At 46.4% G+C, this 16,789-nt stretch carries 18 protein-coding genes, 2 tRNA genes, 1 riboswitch and 1 other annotated feature (1 of these 22 cut by a window edge); of the genes, 2 read left to right on the forward strand and 18 right to left on the reverse strand.

The window, feature by feature from the left end; translation table 11 throughout:
- Nucleotides 1–55, reverse strand: a binding site (T-box leader); it reaches 198 nt to the left of the window's first position.
- A 425-nt stretch (nt 56–480) separates the two neighbouring features.
- Nucleotides 481–831 carry a hypothetical protein gene (locus ICW23_RS13325; protein ID WP_016938750.1) on the forward strand — a complete coding sequence of 117 codons (351 nt, stop codon included), beginning with the start codon at nt 481–483 and terminating at the stop codon, nt 829–831.
- 37 nt (nt 832–868) lie between these two features.
- Here ICW23_RS13325 and ICW23_RS13330 read toward each other — a convergent pair whose 3' ends face one another.
- The 14 genes from ICW23_RS13330 to sdhC form a co-directional block, all read right to left on the reverse strand.
- Nucleotides 869–1,054 (reverse strand): hypothetical protein, encoded by a 186-nt coding sequence (locus tag ICW23_RS13330; protein WP_047475517.1) that lies wholly within the window; start codon nt 1,052–1,054, stop codon nt 869–871.
- Between the two features lie 253 nt (nt 1,055–1,307).
- Nucleotides 1,308–1,381, reverse strand: a tRNA-Arg gene (locus tag ICW23_RS13335).
- A 124-nt stretch (nt 1,382–1,505) separates the two neighbouring features.
- Nucleotides 1,506–1,579: transfer RNA gene (locus ICW23_RS13340), tRNA-Arg, on the reverse strand.
- A gap of 113 nt (nt 1,580–1,692) precedes the next feature.
- Nucleotides 1,693–2,202: a YfcE family phosphodiesterase gene (locus ICW23_RS13345; RefSeq protein WP_047475511.1), complete on the reverse strand. Its 510-nt coding sequence runs from the start codon at nt 2,200–2,202 to the stop codon at nt 1,693–1,695.
- 16 nt (nt 2,203–2,218) lie between these two features.
- Nucleotides 2,219–2,815: an XTP/dITP diphosphatase gene (locus tag ICW23_RS13350; RefSeq protein ID WP_095241532.1), complete on the reverse strand. Its 597-nt coding sequence runs from the start codon at nt 2,813–2,815 to the stop codon at nt 2,219–2,221.
- Nucleotides 2,816–2,827: 12 nt separating this feature from the next.
- Entirely contained in the window at nt 2,828–3,565 is a 738-nt protein-coding gene (gene rph, locus ICW23_RS13355) for a ribonuclease PH (protein ID WP_016938746.1), read from the reverse strand.
- A 110-nt stretch (nt 3,566–3,675) separates the two neighbouring features.
- Complete coding sequence (locus ICW23_RS13360) at nt 3,676–4,761, reverse strand: GerMN domain-containing protein (RefSeq protein ID WP_049627125.1); 1,086 nt, start codon at nt 4,759–4,761, stop codon at nt 3,676–3,678.
- A 106-nt stretch (nt 4,762–4,867) separates the two neighbouring features.
- The gene (racE, locus tag ICW23_RS13365; RefSeq protein ID WP_095241530.1) at nt 4,868–5,686 is read right to left on the reverse strand and encodes a glutamate racemase; all 819 of its coding nucleotides are present in this window, start codon (nt 5,684–5,686) and stop codon (nt 4,868–4,870) included.
- A 7-nt stretch (nt 5,687–5,693) separates the two neighbouring features.
- Nucleotides 5,694–6,134, reverse strand: coding sequence for a MarR family winged helix-turn-helix transcriptional regulator (locus ICW23_RS13370; protein ID WP_016938743.1), 441 nt, complete (start codon nt 6,132–6,134; stop codon nt 5,694–5,696).
- Between the two features lie 188 nt (nt 6,135–6,322).
- Nucleotides 6,323–6,547, reverse strand: a complete 225-nt coding sequence (gene gerE, locus ICW23_RS13375) for a spore germination transcription factor GerE (RefSeq protein ID WP_003152579.1) — start codon at nt 6,545–6,547, stop codon at nt 6,323–6,325.
- 120 nt (nt 6,548–6,667) lie between these two features.
- Nucleotides 6,668–7,105: an acyl-CoA thioesterase gene (locus ICW23_RS13380; protein WP_095241529.1), complete on the reverse strand. Its 438-nt coding sequence runs from the start codon at nt 7,103–7,105 to the stop codon at nt 6,668–6,670.
- Between the two features lie 58 nt (nt 7,106–7,163).
- Nucleotides 7,164–7,922 (reverse strand): succinate dehydrogenase iron-sulfur subunit, encoded by a 759-nt coding sequence (sdhB, locus tag ICW23_RS13385; RefSeq protein ID WP_045925255.1) that lies wholly within the window; start codon nt 7,920–7,922, stop codon nt 7,164–7,166.
- Nucleotides 7,923–7,924: 2 nt separating this feature from the next.
- Nucleotides 7,925–9,685 carry a succinate dehydrogenase flavoprotein subunit gene (gene sdhA / locus ICW23_RS13390; RefSeq protein ID WP_016938664.1) on the reverse strand — a complete coding sequence of 587 codons (1,761 nt, stop codon included), beginning with the start codon at nt 9,683–9,685 and terminating at the stop codon, nt 7,925–7,927.
- Nucleotides 9,686–9,718: 33 nt separating this feature from the next.
- On the reverse strand, nt 9,719–10,327 hold the full coding sequence (gene sdhC, locus ICW23_RS13395; RefSeq protein ID WP_003152571.1) for a succinate dehydrogenase cytochrome B558: 609 nt from the start codon (nt 10,325–10,327) through the stop codon (nt 9,719–9,721).
- Between the two features lie 296 nt (nt 10,328–10,623).
- Between sdhC and ICW23_RS13400 the strand changes: the two genes are divergently transcribed.
- Nucleotides 10,624–11,070 carry a YslB family protein gene (locus ICW23_RS13400; RefSeq protein ID WP_016938662.1) on the forward strand — a complete coding sequence of 149 codons (447 nt, stop codon included), beginning with the start codon at nt 10,624–10,626 and terminating at the stop codon, nt 11,068–11,070.
- A gap of 47 nt (nt 11,071–11,117) precedes the next feature.
- On the opposite strand, the gene ICW23_RS13405 is transcribed toward ICW23_RS13400, so the two are convergent.
- The 4 genes from ICW23_RS13405 to ICW23_RS13420 all read right to left on the reverse strand — a co-directional run bounded on the left by ICW23_RS13405 (nt 11,118) and on the right by ICW23_RS13420 (nt 16,589).
- Entirely contained in the window at nt 11,118–12,347 is a 1,230-nt protein-coding gene (locus ICW23_RS13405; RefSeq protein WP_047475508.1) for an aspartate kinase, read from the reverse strand.
- 125 nt (nt 12,348–12,472) lie between these two features.
- Nucleotides 12,473–12,651: riboswitch (Lysine riboswitch) on the reverse strand.
- Between the two features lie 61 nt (nt 12,652–12,712).
- Nucleotides 12,713–14,485 (reverse strand): excinuclease ABC subunit UvrC, encoded by a 1,773-nt coding sequence (uvrC, locus tag ICW23_RS13410; RefSeq protein WP_016938660.1) that lies wholly within the window; start codon nt 14,483–14,485, stop codon nt 12,713–12,715.
- A gap of 147 nt (nt 14,486–14,632) precedes the next feature.
- Entirely contained in the window at nt 14,633–14,947 is a 315-nt protein-coding gene (gene trxA / locus ICW23_RS13415; protein ID WP_003152560.1) for a thioredoxin, read from the reverse strand.
- Between the two features lie 151 nt (nt 14,948–15,098).
- Nucleotides 15,099–16,589, reverse strand: a complete 1,491-nt coding sequence (locus ICW23_RS13420) for an alpha-N-arabinofuranosidase (RefSeq protein ID WP_188154615.1) — start codon at nt 16,587–16,589, stop codon at nt 15,099–15,101.
- Nucleotides 16,590–16,789 lie beyond the last annotated feature (200 nt).

Consider the following 16,789-nt stretch of genomic DNA (forward strand, 5'->3'; position numbering starts at 1 on the left):
CCGGCTCTCTGTAAAAAACTTCTGCAAAGCTACTTATCCTCTTCTGCGCTTTTTATTATGGCGGCTCTTTTATTTAAAAAAAGAACCCTCATTTGTTTGTTTTTCAGTGTTTTATGATTTTTCTTTTTAGTGTGAATCATTTATTTATTTTTGTTTGAACTCATATTACGCCCGTTTGCAGACAGTGTCAACAGCATTTTTATAATTATTAGACAATTTAGATTAATCAATCTACTTTGTATACGCTTTCATTACTGGTACAAAGGGATCTGTAAATGTTAAAAGTTTTTATCATTTTTTTGTTAATCTCTCAAGATTACATGAAATTTTTCCGTTCTTATACGATTATGTCACATTTTATTACACAATTTTTCATGTTCTTTTCGGTCTGTTTGTCAGATATTCCGTTCAGATTGAACAGGCTCTTTATACAGACATACGCATACACTGTTCTTATCTCGTGAAGAAATGAGTGATGTCATGAATAAGATGTTATCAGGCATGCAAGGCCTGCCTCCCGGATTTCCGCCTTTACCGGTTCTGCCGCCGCAGTCTTATTATCCTCCGGCACCAATGCATACAGCTCCGTTTCAGGGCGGCCCTTCTTTTCAGCAGGGATTTCCATCATACGGATACGGACAGCAGACCCCGCAGAGCTCGCTGTCATTCGCCGGGCAGCAATTCGTCCCATACCCTTATACAAGCGGGTACTACGGTCAAACCTTCAGTGATGTCGGCGGAAGCCTCGGCGCAGGGTCCCATCTCGGCGCGCTCGGGGGCGGTTTCAGCGGCCATGCTGGGGGCTTCAGCGCTCCGAGCGGATTCAGATGATATAAAAACCGGTCTCCCACGGCCGGTTTTTTCTTACTTACAATGTATAACGGTCATTCCATTGATTCATTTCCTGCTCCGTATCGTAATCAGCCTTTGAAACCTCAACAATGATTAAACCGCATTGAGTCATTAAAAATTGTTTCAGTTCCTCAAACAGCTCGTCTTTTCCGCAAAAGATCGTTTCTATCCTGTCATTTTTATATGCAAATGCGTACTTCAAAAGCTAATTCCTCCCGCTGTCTTTCTATCAACTATTAACAAAATAAATAATAGAAATCAGATATTTTATCACTCAAGGGCGCCTTAAGTATCTTTATACATATATTTCTTACGGTAAATATTTCATTAAGTTTCATTTATATTAAAATTTCTTTACAATTTTCATTAAATACAGGACTTTTATTTCATAAAACAAAAAAACAAATACAAAAAAACCTCAAACCCATTGTCAGGGCTTGAGGTTTTTTATTATACGTCCCAGGAGAGATTCGAACTCCCGACCGACGGCTTAGAAGGCCGTTGCTCTATCCGGCTGAGCTACTGGGACATGAAAATCAAATCGTTCTGCTGATCATTTTACCATGATGTCAGCGAATTGACAATATGGTCATCCGATAAAAAAGGCCAGCGTCATCAGTTTTCACTCTGATGTCACCAGCTCTTTTTTTGTACGTCCCAGGAGAGATTCGAACTCCCGACCGACGGCTTAGAAGGCCGTTGCTCTATCCAGCTGAGCTACTGGGACAGGTTTTGCTTTATGTATCAGCGACAAGATTTATTATATACAGGTTCATATCATAAGTCAATATTTTTTTAGAAACTTTTGATGGGGAAGAAAGAAATCTCCCCCATCAAATGTTAAAAGCTGATTGTATTCCCCAAGTCCTTCAATTCCTGACCCGTTTCGTCGTAAAACGTCACAGTGCCTTCACTTTCTGTAAGAGTAAGAATGGCATAGCTTTTCACATTGCGGACTCTCGGAAGGCGAATGCTGCCAGGGTTAATCAAAAGCTTGCCCCGAAGCACTTCACTCCCGGCAATATGCGAGTGGCCGAAGCAGACGATATCCGCCCCAAGCTCTTCCGCCCGGTAAAAAACTGTTAAAAGTGACTGTTTAATGCCGTGAAGATGTCCGTGTACGGCTAGGATTTTCTTTGAACCGGCGTCCAGCAGGAGCTCCTCCTGAAACCCGCCGCCAAAGTCGCAATTTCCTTTCACCGTGTGATACGGCACAAGCGCGGGATGTGCGGCATCAAGCTCTGAATCACCGCAATGAATCATCAGATCCGCTTCGGCTTCGTGCCGCTTTGAGATCGTCTCCAATTCGTCTTCGAGGCCGTGACTGTCACTTATTATCAGCACTTTCATTGCATTACGCTCCCCCTTACGCGTCAAGCAGCTTTGACAGTTTCTTGAGCGCCTCCGCCCTGTGGCTGATTTTGTTTTTCTCAGCGCTTGTCAGCTGAGCCATTGTTTTATCTTTATCCTTTACAATAAAAATGGGATCATAGCCGAACCCGTTATCTCCTTCGGGTTCTTCTGCTATATATCCTTCAACATGACCTTCGACCGTTCTTGTTTCCTGCCCCGGCATGCTGACGGCAAGGGCGCAGCGGAAACGGGCCGTACGCTGCTCTTTTTCGATGCCTTTTAATTCTGACAGCACCTTGTCCATATTCGCCTTATCATCTTTTGCTTCGCCGGCATAACGGGCTGAATAAACGCCCGGTCTGCCTCCAAGGTTGTCTACTGATAAACCGGAGTCGTCTGCAATGACCATTTTGTTGACGGCTTTTGCCACGGCTTCCGCTTTTAAGATGGCGTTTTCTTCAAAGGTATGCCCGGTTTCCTCAATTTCTTCCGTAAATCCGATTTCCGCCAAAGAAGAGACGCTGTAGCCTTTCGGTTCGAGTATTTCCTTAAATTCTTTTACTTTTCCCGGATTGTGTGTCGCAATAATAGCTTCTTTCACGCTGATCAGGCCTCTCTTTCTTTATTTCAGTTCAGGCAATGTTTCTCCCAGCACTTCTTTTTGCTTTTGAATAAGCGTCTGGATTCCTTTTTCGGCAAGGCTTAACAGTCCGTTTAAATCTTCACGGGAGAATGTGGCTTCTTCGCCCGTCCCTTGAAGCTCTACAAAACGTCCGCTTCCCGTCATGATGATATTCATGTCGACTTCAGCCGTTGAATCCTCTTCATAATTCAGATCCAAAAGCAGACCTTCTTCTTTATCCATCCCGACAGAAATGGCCGCAAGATAATCTGTCACGGGAGAAGTTTTGATAACGCCGCTTTTTACGAGTTTTCCTGCCGCAATAGCCATTGCCAAGAAGGCGCCGGTAATGGAAGCCGTTCTTGTTCCGCCGTCCGCCTGAATGACGTCACAGTCGATCCAGATCGTCCGTTCGCCGAGCTTTTCCAAATCAACGACGGCCCGAAGCGCACGCCCGATCAGACGCTGGATTTCCATCGTTCTGCCGGAGACCTTTCCTTTTGAAGATTCTCTTATCGTTCTTTGATTCGTGGCGCGGGGAAGCATGCTGTATTCCGCTGTGATCCAGCCTTTTCCTCCTCCGCGCAAAAATGGCGGCACCCGGTCTTCCACAGATGCATTACAGATAACCTTTGTATTTCCCGCTGTAATTAAAACAGAGCCCTCCGGGTGAGTGATAAAATCCAAATCAAATGTGATAGGGCGCAGCTCATCGTGCTGTCTTCCGTCGTGTCTCATATTTTACCTCCGATTATATGTACATAAACCTTTTGTTCCGGATTGTGAATAAAGAAAGAGGCAGCCCGGATCGCTAACCTCTTTTTTACTAGTATATCAAAAATCACAAATTAAAAACTACCCGTATTCACTTGTGACGGTCTCGAAACGGGTTTTGAAAGGGATTCACCCTTTTCATTCACCAGTTCTGATTTTCCGTTTACTTTTATAGAAACACTTTTTATCGACGGCTGTTCGGTTAATGTGAGAACGATGCTGTCCAGCACGCCCGATGATACCATTTTTGTTTTTTCATCGGCGCTTCCGTAAATAGAGCTGTTAAAGTCAAGTGTAACCCGGCCGTCTTTTACTTCCGGCTTGCTGAGCAGCTTAACATCGTTATTAAAGTCCGTCAAAAGCCCGCTTGCTTTGCCCGGCCCGTCGGCGAGCTGTTCAACGGCAGCGGTGATGTCATTTGTTTCCGAATTGTCAATCCGCTTGGTGACAGGCACGTAATATTCGCTCGTCTCTGTTTCCGCCAGATAGTATACAGTCAGCGGATGGGTGTCTGTCAGATCATTCACTCCGGCGGTTTCAATATTAATTCCGTCTTTTCTGCTTAAGTCGCCCGTAATCGGCGTGCCGCCTACAGGCATTTCTTTCAGTTCATGCCCGTTCATTCTGATTTTGACTTTATCTATGGAGCTGAATTGGGTAAGCGTCCATGTAATCGATTGCAGGATTTTTTGTTCGTCTTCTTTTTTATAGTTTTTAAATTCCTTCGAAAAATCAGCGACGGCGGTACCGTCTTTTTTAATGTCAACATTTACCGTCGTATCCGCAGGAAGCACCGCTCTGAATCCGTTCGGCAGGATTTCTGAGACAGGCCCCCCCTGAACCAAATACTCAAGGGCCTGCTTTGCGGTTCCCTCACTGTTCGGAAGAGGCAGTGTCTGTGCTGCGACATAGCCGTTTTTATCAATCAGATACAGCTCTCTCATGACTGTATTGGCCGGCTGGTCGGCTTTTGACGTGCCGTTTTTTTCTGATTGCTTTGATTTTGCCTGTATCCCCGCTTCACCCTTTACATATGAAATGTCTTGAGGCGGGTCAATTTCCCCGGCTGTTTTATCGGATTGAAACAAACCGCATCCTGATAATACAAAAGCCGAAGTAAGACATGTTGCAGCAATGACTGCAGGTCCTTTTTTCAGCATACTTTTCCCTCCTAAGGCTGTTTGTACTATGATGTATACGAGCCCTGTCCGGGAAATAGACCGGGATGCGCAAAAAAACCCGCCGTAAACAGCGGGTTTTTTTGATTTATTTTCTGATCGGCTCTTGAAGGGAGATGCTCTCGACATGGCCGATTTCATGGCCAAACCAGTCTTCGGCAATTTTTGCGAAGCCGTTCCGCTCTCCCGTTGTAAGAAACTGATACTCCGGTGCACGATTCGATTGGTTTAACAAACCTTTATAAGACAAGATGGTGCTCACTTCTCTCGCCGTCTCGTCACCGGAGGAAATGATTTTCACATGATCTCCCATATAGTCCTGAATCGGTTCTTTCAAAATCGGATAATGCGTGCATCCCAGAATCAAGGTATCAATTGCTGTACCTTTTAAAGGCTCAAGCGATGCTTCGACCGCTTCCTCCGCCGATTCCTGCAGAAAACGTCCGCTTTCCACAAACGGCACCAGCAGCGGACAAGCCGTGTTCTCGACTTGAAGGTCTGCATTTAATCCGAGCAGCGCCTGCTCATACGCTCTGCTTTTAATGGTATTTATCGTGCCGATGACGCCGATATGCTGGTTTTTCGTCACCTTTATCGCCGTTCTCGCACCCGGCTGAATGACGCCGACAACCGGAATATCCGTTTTGCGCTGAATATCCTCCAAGGCAATGGCTGTGGCAGTATTACAAGCGATCACGAGCATTTTGATATGGTGGTTTTCCAGCAGGTAATCGGTCATTTCCCATGTGTATTGAAGAACTTCTTCTTCAGGACGCGGGCCGTACGGGCAGCGTTTTGTATCTCCCACATAGATGATATTTTCCTTCGGTAGCTGTCTCATGATTTCCTTAGCAACGGTTAACCCGCCAACCCCGGAATCAATGACTCCTATCGGCTGTTCCAACAAAATCGCCTCATTTTCTTTTCATTTCATGCTGCAGTTTCAATAATGATTTTTCGAAGACGGCTGTTTCTTCTTCGGAAAATGTCTCAAACATATCCCGCAAATATGCCTGCCTTTTTAAAATCACTTCCTGAATAATGCGCTCTCCTTCAGCGAGAAGATGAATTCTGACGACCCGTCTGTCAGCAGGGTCTTTCACCCGTTCGACAAGCTTATTTTTTTCCATGCGGTCTATCAGATCCGTCGTCGTGCTGCAAGCCAAATACATTTTGCCTGATAATTCGCCTATTGTCATATCCCCCAATTCATAAAGCCATTGAAGGCCTACGAATTGCGGCGGTGTAATTGCATATTGGTTAAGGATTTCTCGTCCTTTTTGTTTAATGATCGCAGCGATATGGCGGAGTGATTTTTCGATATCCGCAACATGCTCTACAGATTTTGATGTCATTTGTCCATCCCTCACTCAAGGATCTTTCTGGGCTATTCACGCTCCGTGTCTATTTTCCTTCTTTTTTTAAGAAAATGCAAGACTGACGGAGAAAAAGGAAAAGCCGGGATTTTCATCGCATGCCTATCACCCCGGGCGCCAACACAAATAACCGGCTCCTTCTCGTAAAGAAGGAAAACCGGCAAGAATCAGAGCTCTAGCTCACCCATTCTAAGAAGCTCGACAACAGCTTGCGAACGCCCTTTCACACCTAACTTCTGCATGGCATTTGAAATGTGATTCCGTACAGTTTTTTCACTGATAAATAGCTCGCTTGCAATTTCTTTTGTTGTCTTGTCTTGAACGAGCAATTCGAATACTTCTCTTTCTCTTTTGGTCAGCAGCGGCTTTGATTGAAAATCTTTCTCCTTCAAGTATTGTAACCCTCCTTGCTAAGGTGAGAGCGAATCTGAAACGAATGGGTTTATATAGTCAAGATATCATATGTAAAAGCCGCTTCGGAGGTGACGTCACTTAAAGAAATAGTTATCCGTTCAGGCGAGCAGAATGCCTTTCTCCCGCTCCGTCCAGCTGACCGCTTTTCCGCTTGTCTTTGATACTTGTACCATAACGACGGAACCGGTAAAGCACGGCAGGCCTGACTCGTTTTCTCCAAGGTAATGAAGGGTGACGGACGCATTTCCGACAGAGCTTGCTTTGACATAAATCCGCAGATTTTCATACGGCATCACCTGACGCATATAGTCACACTGCTGGCTTGCGACGACTGTCATCCTTTCCGCATTTTCCGCTTCCATGCCGCGCTGCTTAAAGTAGGCGATCCGGGCTTCTTCAAAATAGATGAAAGGGGTTACATTATTCATATGGCCGAACATATCCGTTTCTGAAAAGCGAACCGACACTTCAGTAAAGAAAGAAAACGACTGTCTCCATTCTTCAAACGGGATGTCAATGTATTGCGGTTGTTTCATCACCTTCAGCTCCTTATAAAAAACCTCTCCCGTGCGGAAGAGGCTCTTTTTCTTTATCTTATACTCTGTCGCTTCCGAAGAAATTGCGGAATGCTTGTAAGTTGGTATCTCTGTTCAAAGCAGCGATTGAAGTCGTGAGCGGAATGCCTTTCGGGCAGGATTGAACACAGTTTTGTGAATTCCCGCAATCTCCGAGACCGCCGTCTGTCATTAAAGCTTCTAAACGTTCGGACTTGTTCATCGCGCCCGTCGGGTGGGCGTTAAACAGACGCACTTGCGACATCGGGGCAGGCCCCATGAATTTCGATTTGCTGTTGACATTCGGGCAGGCTTCAAGGCAGACGCCGCAGGTCATGCATTTAGACAACTCATATGCCCACTGGCGGCGTTTTTCCGGCATTCTCGGTCCCGGTCCCAAATCGTAAGTCCCGTCAATCGGCACCCATGCTTTCACTTTTTTCAGTGAATCAAACATTCTGCTGCGGTCAACCTGAAGGTCACGGACAACCGGGAATGTTTTCATCGGCTTTAGACGGATCGGCTGTTCCAGCTTATCAATCAGCGCCGTACATGACTGGCGCGGTCTGCCGTTGATGACCATGGAGCAGGCGCCGCATACTTCCTCGAGACAGTTCATGTCCCATGCGACAGGAGTTGTTTTCTCACCTTTTGCATTCACGGGATTTCTGCGGATTTCCATCAGGGCGGAAATCACGTTCAGATTCGGGCGGTAATTGATTTCAAATTCTTCATCGTATGGCGCGCTTTCGGGCGTATCCTGGCGTGTAATGATAAACCGTATCTTTTTCTCACTCATGATTATTTCGCCACCTTCTTCTTCGAGTAGTCGCGTTTACGGGGCGCAATCAGTGATACATCGACATCCTGATATTCAAATTCCGGAGCTTCAAACGGACCGGCATGTTTAGCCATTGTCGTTTTGAGCCACTCATCGTCATTTCTTTCAGGGAAATCCGGTTTATAGTGCGCTCCCCGGCTTTCATTTCGGTTGTATGCGCCGAGCGTGATGACTCTGGCAAGCTGAAGCATATTGGAGAACTGGCGGGTGAACATCGCCCCTTGGTTGCTCCATTTTGTCGTATCATTAATATTGATTTTCTTAAAGCGTTCCATCAGCTCTTGGATTTTATCATCCGTTTTCAAAAGCTTGTCATTGTGGCGGACCACTGTTACGTTGGCCGTCATCCATTCTCCGAGTTCACGGTGAAGCACGTAGGCATTTTCATCGCCGTCCATCTTCATGATGTCTGCCCATTTTTCTTCTTCTTTTTTCACGTAGGAATCAAATAATGAAGAAGACAGATCTTCAGCCGATGTTTCAAGTCCGGCAACATATTTCACTGCATTCGGACCGGCAACCATTCCTCCGTAAATGGCGGAAAGCAGAGAGTTTGCCCCTAAACGGTTTCCTCCGTGCATTGAATAATCACATTCACCCGCCGCGAACAGTCCGCGGATGCTTGTCATCTGATCATAATCAACCCACAGGCCGCCCATTGAATAGTGAACGGCAGGGAAAATTTTCATCGGAAGCTTGCGCGGGTCATCACCCATGAATTTTTCATAGATTTCGATAATGCCGCCGAGCTTAACGTCAAGCTCTTTCGGATCTTTGTGCGAAAGATCGAGATACACCATGTTTTCTCCATTGATGCCGAGCTTCTGGTTCACGCACACGTCAAAGATTTCGCGTGTCGCAATATCCCGCGGCACGAGGTTTCCGTAAGCCGGATATTTTTCCTCGAGGAAGTACCAAGGTTTTCCGTCTTTGTACGTCCAGACTCTTCCGCCCTCGCCGCGCGCCGATTCACTCATCAGACGCAGTTTATCGTCTCCGGGAATGGCTGTCGGGTGAATTTGAATAAATTCGCCGTTAGCGTAGTAAGCGCCCTGCTGATAAACGATTGATGCGGCAGATCCCGTGTTGATCATGCTGTTTGTTGATTTGCCGAATACGATTCCGGGTCCTCCTGTCGCCATAATAACGGCGTCAGAACGGAATGACTCGATTTGCATATTGGTCAGATTTTGGGCTACGATACCGCGGCACGTGCGCTCATCGTCAAGAACGGCGCCGAGGAATTCCCAGCCTTCGTATTTTGTGACGAGACCCGCCACTTCATATCTGCGCACCTGCTCGTCCAGTGCGTAAAGAAGCTGCTGACCCGTCGTCGCTCCCGCGTATGCGGTTCTGTGATGCTGTGTACCCCCGAAACGGCGGAAGTCCAAGAGCCCTTCCGGCGTTCTGTTAAACATAACCCCCATGCGGTCCAATAAGTGGATAATGGACGGCGCCGCTTCACACATCGCTTTTACAGGCGGCTGGTTTGCTAAAAAGTCGCCTCCGTAAACCGTGTCATCAAAATGCTCAAACGGAGAGTCTCCTTCTCCTTTTGTGTTGACAGCTCCGTTTATCCCGCCCTGCGCGCAGACCGAGTGAGAGCGTTTGACCGGAACGATGGAAAACAATTTAACGGCCGTGCCTGATTCCGCTGCTTTAATTGTCGCCATGAGGCCGGCAAGACCCCCGCCGACTACGATAATGCTTGATTGACTCATGATAGCCCCTCTCCCTCTAGTAATCTAGTTCTCTTACACAAACGCAAAAATCGCTTTTAGACCCACGTATGAAAGCGCTAAAAATATAATCAGCGTCACGTAAGTCGAAATTCTTTGAGAACGCGGCGTGACCGTGATCCCCCATGTGACCGCAAAAGACCATAAGCCGTTTGAAAAGTGAAAAATGACTGATAAAACGCCTACAATATAAAATCCGAGCATAAACGGCGAGCTCAGAATATTCGCCATCATATCGAAGTTGACTTCAGCGCCCATCTGTGCGGCAATCCGCGTCTGCCACACATGCCAGCTGACGAAAATAAGGGTGAGAATACCGGTGACACGCTGAAGCACAAACATCCAGTTTCTGAAATAGCTGTAGTGGCCAGCGTTGTTTTTCGCAGTAAATGCTATGTACACACCGTAAACCGCATGATAAATTAAAGGTAAGAAAATAATAAAAATTTCTAACGCATACCTGAACGGCAGACTGTCCATAAAGCCGGCCGCCTTGTTAAACGCATCCGCTCCCCTTGCGGCAAATTGGTTGACGACTAAATGCTGGATCAAAAAGATGCCGACCGGAATCACACCGAGCAAGGAATGCAATCTTCGAAAATAAAACTCTCTGTTCCCAGACATTACTTTACCCCCTGTTTGATTTAAGTGCGAAATGTGCTAAAATCTCTGCCCCCACTTCGTTTCAATTGTAAGCACTTTATTAAAATTTATTGACAATTTCATTTTACTCCTCCCTCAAAAGGGCGTCAAGAAAACGTGTACATAAATTATAATTTTCGGAATTGATTATTTGACGTGAAAATTTTATTTTCCTGCAATACCTTTCTCACTTTTTTTCACGTGTTTTATAGGATCATCCTGTAATCCTCCCCCCTGTTTAAGCTATAATAAACGAAGGAGAGAGGGGAATACATAATATGAAGAATAATTATGAAGCAGCTTTAGAACCTTTAACTGAACTCGGCGTCAGCGCTTACGGCTACGAATTAATCCGGGAAATTGTGCTTCCGGATATCCTCGGCCCGGAGCATTCATCCATGATGTATTGGGCGGGGAAACGCCTCGCCCGCAAATTTCCTCTTCAATCATGGGAAGAAATCCCCGCCTTTTTTGAAAAAGCCGGCTGGGGAACTTTGACAAACACAGGATCAAAAAAGCAAGAGCTGGAATTTGAGCTGGAAGGACCGCTCGTATCCAGCAGGCTCAAACACCAGAAAGAGCCGTGTTTTCAGCTTGAAGCCGGTTTTATAGCCGAACAGATTCAATTGATGAACGATCAGATTGCAGAATCTTATGAACAGGTCAAAAAGAGAGCGGATAAAGTCGTCCTGACCGTGAAATGGGATATGAAGGACCCTGTATAATTGAAAAAAGGCGGTGACTCAAAAGTCCCGCCTTTTTGCCTGCCCGTTTATACGGCAGACGGCTGTTTAGAAAGCTCAAACGCATCATGAAGCGCTTCGACGGCTTTCACCATATCATTGTCACTGACCACCGCTGATACTTTTATTTCAGATGTGCTGACCATTTTGACTTGTACATTTTTTTCCGCCAGTACGGCAAACATGTCCGCGGCGACGCCGGGATTAGAGACCATGCCTGATCCGACAATGGATACTTTCGCCAGCTTTCTTTCAGTTTCGATTTTTTCATAGTCAAGCGCGTTTTTATATTCTTCAAGCACAGCGACCGTTTGCGCGGAATCTTCCGTTTTCACTGAGAAAGAAATGTCTGCTTCCCCATTGTCCGCTTGTGTCTGAATAATGATGTCGACGTTGATGTTTCGTTTCGCCAGCGCGGTGAAGATCGTTGAAAGTGTTGTCAGCCCGCTTGTCAGGCCCGTGACGGACACCCTTGTAATCTGGTCTTCAAATGCAATTCCTCTGACGATTAAATTTTGCTCCATTGATGATTCCTCCTCAATTAATGTTCCAGCTTCATGTTCCGTGCTTGACCGCACTTCCAAAGGCACTTGATAGTTTTTCGCGAACTCAACCGCCCGCGGATGAAGAACACCCGCTCCGAGATTTGCAAGCTCCAGCATTTCATCATAAGAAATTCCCGCCAGTTTTCTCGCTGACCGGACGTACCGCGGATCTGTCGTAAACACGCCCGGAACGTCCGTGTAAATGTCGCATTTATCCGCTTTTAAAGCTGCGGCAAGAGCGACCGCCGTCGTATCGGAACCGCCCCGCCCGAGCGTCGTGATGCCGCCGTCTTCGGTAACTCCCTGGAAACCGGCGACAACTGTAATCCTGCCTTCTGCAAGCTGCGCCTGAATTGCGGTGATATCAATATCCGTAATTCTCGCATTGCCGTGGACGGCCTCCGTGCGGACACCCGCCTGCCAGCCCGTATAAGAGACGGCGTCATATCCTTTTTCCTGAAGCGCCATGGCCAAAAGCGAAATCGTGACCTGCTCTCCCGTAGACAGAAGCATATCCATCTCGCGTCTGCTTGGCTCAGATGTAATTTCCGCCGCCAGATTGACGAGCGCGTCGGTTGATTTTCCCATTGCCGAAACGACGACAACGACGTCATGTCCTTTTTTCTTTTCAGCAATGGCGCGATTTGCGGCATTTTGAATTTTTTCGGCAGAGCCGACGGAAGTGCCTCCGAATTTTTGTACGATAAGACCCATACTAGACCACCCTTTACATTTTGGTTCGTGCGGGTGAGGAGAAAAGAGCGTTGTGTCCACAATAAAAAAAGCAATGAGAGGAATAGCTCTCATTGCTTTTTCATATCATTACGATTGATTATGAACAACGAGATAGCCCTCCAAGAAAATGAATTCTTGACAGCTTTACATTTATTTAATGCAAAGCCAGCAAAGCACACCGATGGGATGTGTTTCACTTCGGCGAACTCCCCTTTCAGCCTTTTTCGCAGAATCCATCATTCTCCAAAGGCATACTATTGAAGTTCGCACCTCTATCTTCACCATATAACACGATCTTATGAAATTAGTTCACATTCTAGCAGACTTTTCAGAAAAGCACAATACTATTTTTTCAATTTTTCAAACAGCAGCTGAGCGGCCGCAGCCGGCACACCGGCTTTTTTGATATCATCAAGACTTGCTTCCTTCATCTTTTTGACAGAACCGAAATGCTTTAAGAGCATTTTTTTGCGTTTTTCGCCGATCCCCGGGATATCATCCAATACGGATTGAAAGGCGCTTTTTCCCCGGATCTGTCTGTGAAAGCTGATCGCAAAACGGTGAACTTCATCCTGAATGCGCTGAAGCAGGTAAAATTCCTGGCTGTTCCGCTCCAGAAATACCGGTTCAAGCGGGTCGCCGATCAGAAGGTTGGATGTTCGGTGTTTATCATCTTTCGCCAATCCCGCTACCGGGACATCAAGGCCGAGCTCATTCTCGAGCACGTCGCGCGCCGCGTTAATCTGCCCTTTTCCGCCGTCAATGATGATTAAATCCGGCAGCGGAAGATTTTCGCGGAGCACCCTCGAATATCTTCTTCTGACGACTTCTCTCATTGATCCGTAATCGTCAGGCCCTGTTACGGTTTTGATTTTATATTTGCGGTATTCCTTTTTATTCGGTTTTCCGTCAATAAAGACAATCATGGCTGATACAGGGTTTGTGCCTTGAATATTGGAGTTGTCAAACGCTTCAATCCGGTGCGGCGTGTAAATGTTCAATGCTTCGCCGAGCCGTTCGGCTGCTCCGATTGACCGTTCCTCATCCCGCTCGATTAATGAGAACTTTTCCCGCAGGGCGATTTTCGCATTTTTGTGAGCAAGCAGAAGCAGTTCTTTTTTCGGGCCTTTTTTCGGCTGATGCACGGCGGTTTCCAAAAGCTCGCTGATCATGTCTCTGTCAACGCTGTCAGGCACCAGAATTTCCTTAGGCAGAAAGTGATTGTTTTTCGAATAGAACTGGCCGATGAAGGTCAGAAATTCTTCATCCGCTTCCTGGTACATTGGAAACATGCTGACATCGCGTTCGATCAGCTTTCCTTGGCGTATGAAAAAGACTTGGACGCACATCCAGCCTTTATCGTACGCATAAGCGAACACATCGCGGTCCAGAAGGTCATTCATGGTCATTTTCTGCTTTTCCATCGTCGATTCGATGTAAGCAAGCTGATCGCGGAATTCTTTAGCCCGTTCAAATTCAAGCTTTTCCGCCGCCTCTGCCATTTTCTCTTCAAGCTCTTTTTTGACCTCGTTATGCCCTCCCTTTAAAAAGCGGGTGATGTCTTCCACAAGCTCGCGGTTTGTCTCCTCGGAAATATCCTTTACACATGGAGCGAGGCATTGTCCGAGATGGTAATAGAGACAGACACGGTCCGGAAGATTCGAGCACTTCCTGAGCGGATAAAGGCGGTCCAGCAGTTTTTTCGTTTCCCGCGCCGCCTGTACATTCGGGTACGGGCCGAAATAGCGCCCTTTGTCTTTTTTGACATTGCGGGTGACAATAAGCCGCGGATGGCGTTCATGGGTGATTTTAATAAAGGGATAGGTTTTATCATCTTTCAGCATGACATTGTATTTCGGATCGTATTTTTTAATCAGATTCATTTCCAAAATAAGCGCTTCAAGATTGGAGGAAGTCACGATATATTCAAAGTCCTCAATCTCCGTCACAAGCCTTTGGGTTTTTGCATCATGAGAACCGGTGAAATAGGATCTCACCCTGTTTTTCAGCACTTTCGCTTTCCCCACGTAGATGACTGTTTTCTGACGGTCTTTCATTAAATAACAGCCCGGCTGATCGGGAAGGAGGGCCAGCTTTTCTTTCAGTTGTTTATTCATACGTTACCCTTCCTTACATTCATTTCTTGTGTCCATTCAGTGTATCACGAACATTTGTTTTTCTCCATTCTCAGCTTTTGGAAGATCAAAAAAGGCGATCCCTTTTAAAGGAATCGCCCTGCCGTAGCCGTAACGGAAACTTTCGGCTTACAGATGTTTGTTTACAAGCTCTTCAAGGGCTTCTTTCGGTTTGAAGCCGACAGATGTTTCAACCACTTCTCCGTCTTTTAACACAAGAAGTGTCGGGATGCTCATGACGCCGTATTTACCGGCAGTTTCTTGGTTTTCATCCACGTCGATTTTGACGATTTTCAGTTTGTCTCCCATTTCTTGATCAAGCTCTTCAAGAACGGGCGCGATCATTTTACAAGGTCCGCACCAAGGAGCCCAGAAATCAGCTAATACGACACCTTCACTTGTTTCAGCTGAGAACGATTGATCAGTTGCTTTTACGATAGCCATTTGTTATTCCTCCAATGTCAAATGATGATTTTTAGTATAGCATCTCCCATTCGTTCATGCTAATTTAATGCTTATATTATTTTCTCCCGAACCCGCCGAAAATAATCTTATTTATAGAATGTATGATAACCGGTCAGCAGGCGTTCAAAACTTAAGATGGACCCGCCGGCAGCGTGATTAATACAACCGCCATCGGAGGAAGCTCCGCCTCCAGGTTTCCGCCCTTCTGCGTAAACCCGGAAAACGGCTTCGGTTTGACGTTTTCCGGGCTGCTGAATGTATTGCGGGCATTCATTTTTTCAGCATGCAGAATCGTCGCGGAAGGCTTCCCTGTCTTTTTCATGCCCCGCAGTTCAATCTTCACGTCAGCTTTGTGCAAATGATCGATATTGCAAATGCTGATATGTATGCCGCCGTTTTTCTGTTTGGACGCCGAAATGCTGACTTGCGGGAGCCGGCCGTCTTTCCATTCGTATTCGGCCGCTTTTGTTTCTGCGGCCAAAAGAGAAGCGTCCTGATGAACCTTAAACATATCAAACACATGATATGTCGGCGTCAGCAGCATATTTTTCCCTTCTGTCAGGATCATTGCCTGAAGGACGTTGACGGTTTGCGCGATATTGGCCATCTGCACACGGTCTGCGTGCTGATGAAAAATGTGAAAATGTGTGGCGGCGACAAGCGCGTCGCGGATCGTATTTTGCTGATACAAAAAGCCCGGATTCGTGCCAGGCTCAGGATCAAGCCATGTGCCCCATTCATCAATGATCAGACCGACTCTTTTTTCCGGATCGTACTGATCCATAATGGCGCTGTGCCTTGTAATCAATTCATCCATATGAGCCGCTTTTTTCATCGTGATGAACCATTCATCTTCCGTAAATTCGGTCGCTGACCCTTTTCCCTTCCAGAAGTCGCCCGGTATTGTGTAATAATGCAGGCTCAGCCCGTCCATGAGATCAGCGGCTTTTTTCATTAAGGTTTCTGTCCAGCGGTAATCATCGACATTCGCACCGCCGGCAATTTTATAGATTTCATTCCCGCTGTAATTGCGGACATAGGTTTGAAAGTGCCGGTAAAGATCGGCATAATACTCAGGATGCATGTTTCCGCCGCAGCCCCAGTTCTCATTTCCTATACCGAAATATTTCAGCTTCCACGGTTTTTCCCGCCCGTTTTCCTTTCTCCAGTCGGACATCGGCGTGCCCGCTTCAAACGTCATGTATTCAATCCAATCAGCCAGCTCCTTAACCGTTCCGCTGCCGACGTTTCCGGCGATGTACGGTTCGCAGCCGAGCAGTTCACAAAGCATCATAAATTCGTGCGTGCCGAATTCATTGGAATCAATCGTTCCGCCCCAATGGGTATTCAGCATGGTTTTTCGTTCCCCTACGCCGTTTGCCCAATGATATTCATCAGCAAAACAGCCGCCGGGCCATCTGAGAACGGGAATCTGGAGCTGTTTGAGGGCGGAGGCGACATCCGCCCTGATTCCGCCGGTATTCGGAATATCGGAATCTTTTCCGACCCAGATGCCCTCATATATGCCTCTTCCTAAGTGTTCCGCGAAATGTCCGTATATGTTTTTGTTAATGGTTCCCCGTGTGATATCCGTTTGAATGACTGCCGTATTGTGAGACATACTTGATCATTCCTTTCCCCTTAATAAGAATGAAAGCACTACAGCCAATCTATGTATCTGGGATGTATGTATGCTGAAAGGATAAGTTTGTAAGCGCTTTACAGAAAGCTTATTATATTGGTTCGTACATGTCAATCTGTTATTTTACCAATACATAATTTGTACGAATCAATCATCACAAGCCAAAACCCTCTGACAAA

Source organism: Bacillus sp. 1021 (assembly GCF_014534735.1).
GTDB classification, from domain to species: domain Bacteria; phylum Bacillota; class Bacilli; order Bacillales; family Bacillaceae; genus Bacillus; species Bacillus siamensis.

Excerpts from the sequence above, each read along its gene's own strand:
- uvrC (WP_016938660.1), bottom strand. The coding sequence starts at position 14,485 with ATGAATAAACAACTGAAAGAAAAGCTGGCCCTCCTTCCCGATCAGCCG.
- ICW23_RS13400 (WP_016938662.1), top strand. The coding sequence starts at position 10,624 with ATGAAGAATAATTATGAAGCAGCTTTAGAACCTTTAACTGAACTCGGC.
- ICW23_RS13420 (WP_188154615.1), bottom strand. The coding sequence starts at position 16,589 with ATGTCTCACAATACGGCAGTCATTCAAACGGATATCACACGGGGAACC.
- trxA (WP_003152560.1), bottom strand. The coding sequence starts at position 14,947 with ATGGCTATCGTAAAAGCAACTGATCAATCGTTCTCAGCTGAAACAAGT.
- ICW23_RS13345 (WP_047475511.1), bottom strand. The coding sequence starts at position 2,202 with ATGAAAGTGCTGATAATAAGTGACAGTCACGGCCTCGAAGACGAATTG.
- ICW23_RS13325 (WP_016938750.1), top strand. The coding sequence starts at position 481 with ATGAATAAGATGTTATCAGGCATGCAAGGCCTGCCTCCCGGATTTCCG.
- ICW23_RS13380 (WP_095241529.1), bottom strand. The coding sequence starts at position 7,105 with ATGAAACAACCGCAATACATTGACATCCCGTTTGAAGAATGGAGACAG.
- sdhB (WP_045925255.1), bottom strand. The coding sequence starts at position 7,922 with ATGAGTGAGAAAAAGATACGGTTTATCATTACACGCCAGGATACGCCC.
- sdhA (WP_016938664.1), bottom strand. The coding sequence starts at position 9,685 with ATGAGTCAATCAAGCATTATCGTAGTCGGCGGGGGTCTTGCCGGCCTC.
- ICW23_RS13370 (WP_016938743.1), bottom strand. The coding sequence starts at position 6,134 with ATGACATCAAAATCTGTAGAGCATGTTGCGGATATCGAAAAATCACTC.
- sdhC (WP_003152571.1), bottom strand. The coding sequence starts at position 10,327 with ATGTCTGGGAACAGAGAGTTTTATTTTCGAAGATTGCATTCCTTGCTC.
- rph (WP_016938746.1), bottom strand. The coding sequence starts at position 3,565 with ATGAGACACGACGGAAGACAGCACGATGAGCTGCGCCCTATCACATTT.
- ICW23_RS13360 (WP_049627125.1), bottom strand. The coding sequence starts at position 4,761 with ATGCTGAAAAAAGGACCTGCAGTCATTGCTGCAACATGTCTTACTTCG.
- ICW23_RS13405 (WP_047475508.1), bottom strand. The coding sequence starts at position 12,347 with ATGGGTCTTATCGTACAAAAATTCGGAGGCACTTCCGTCGGCTCTGCC.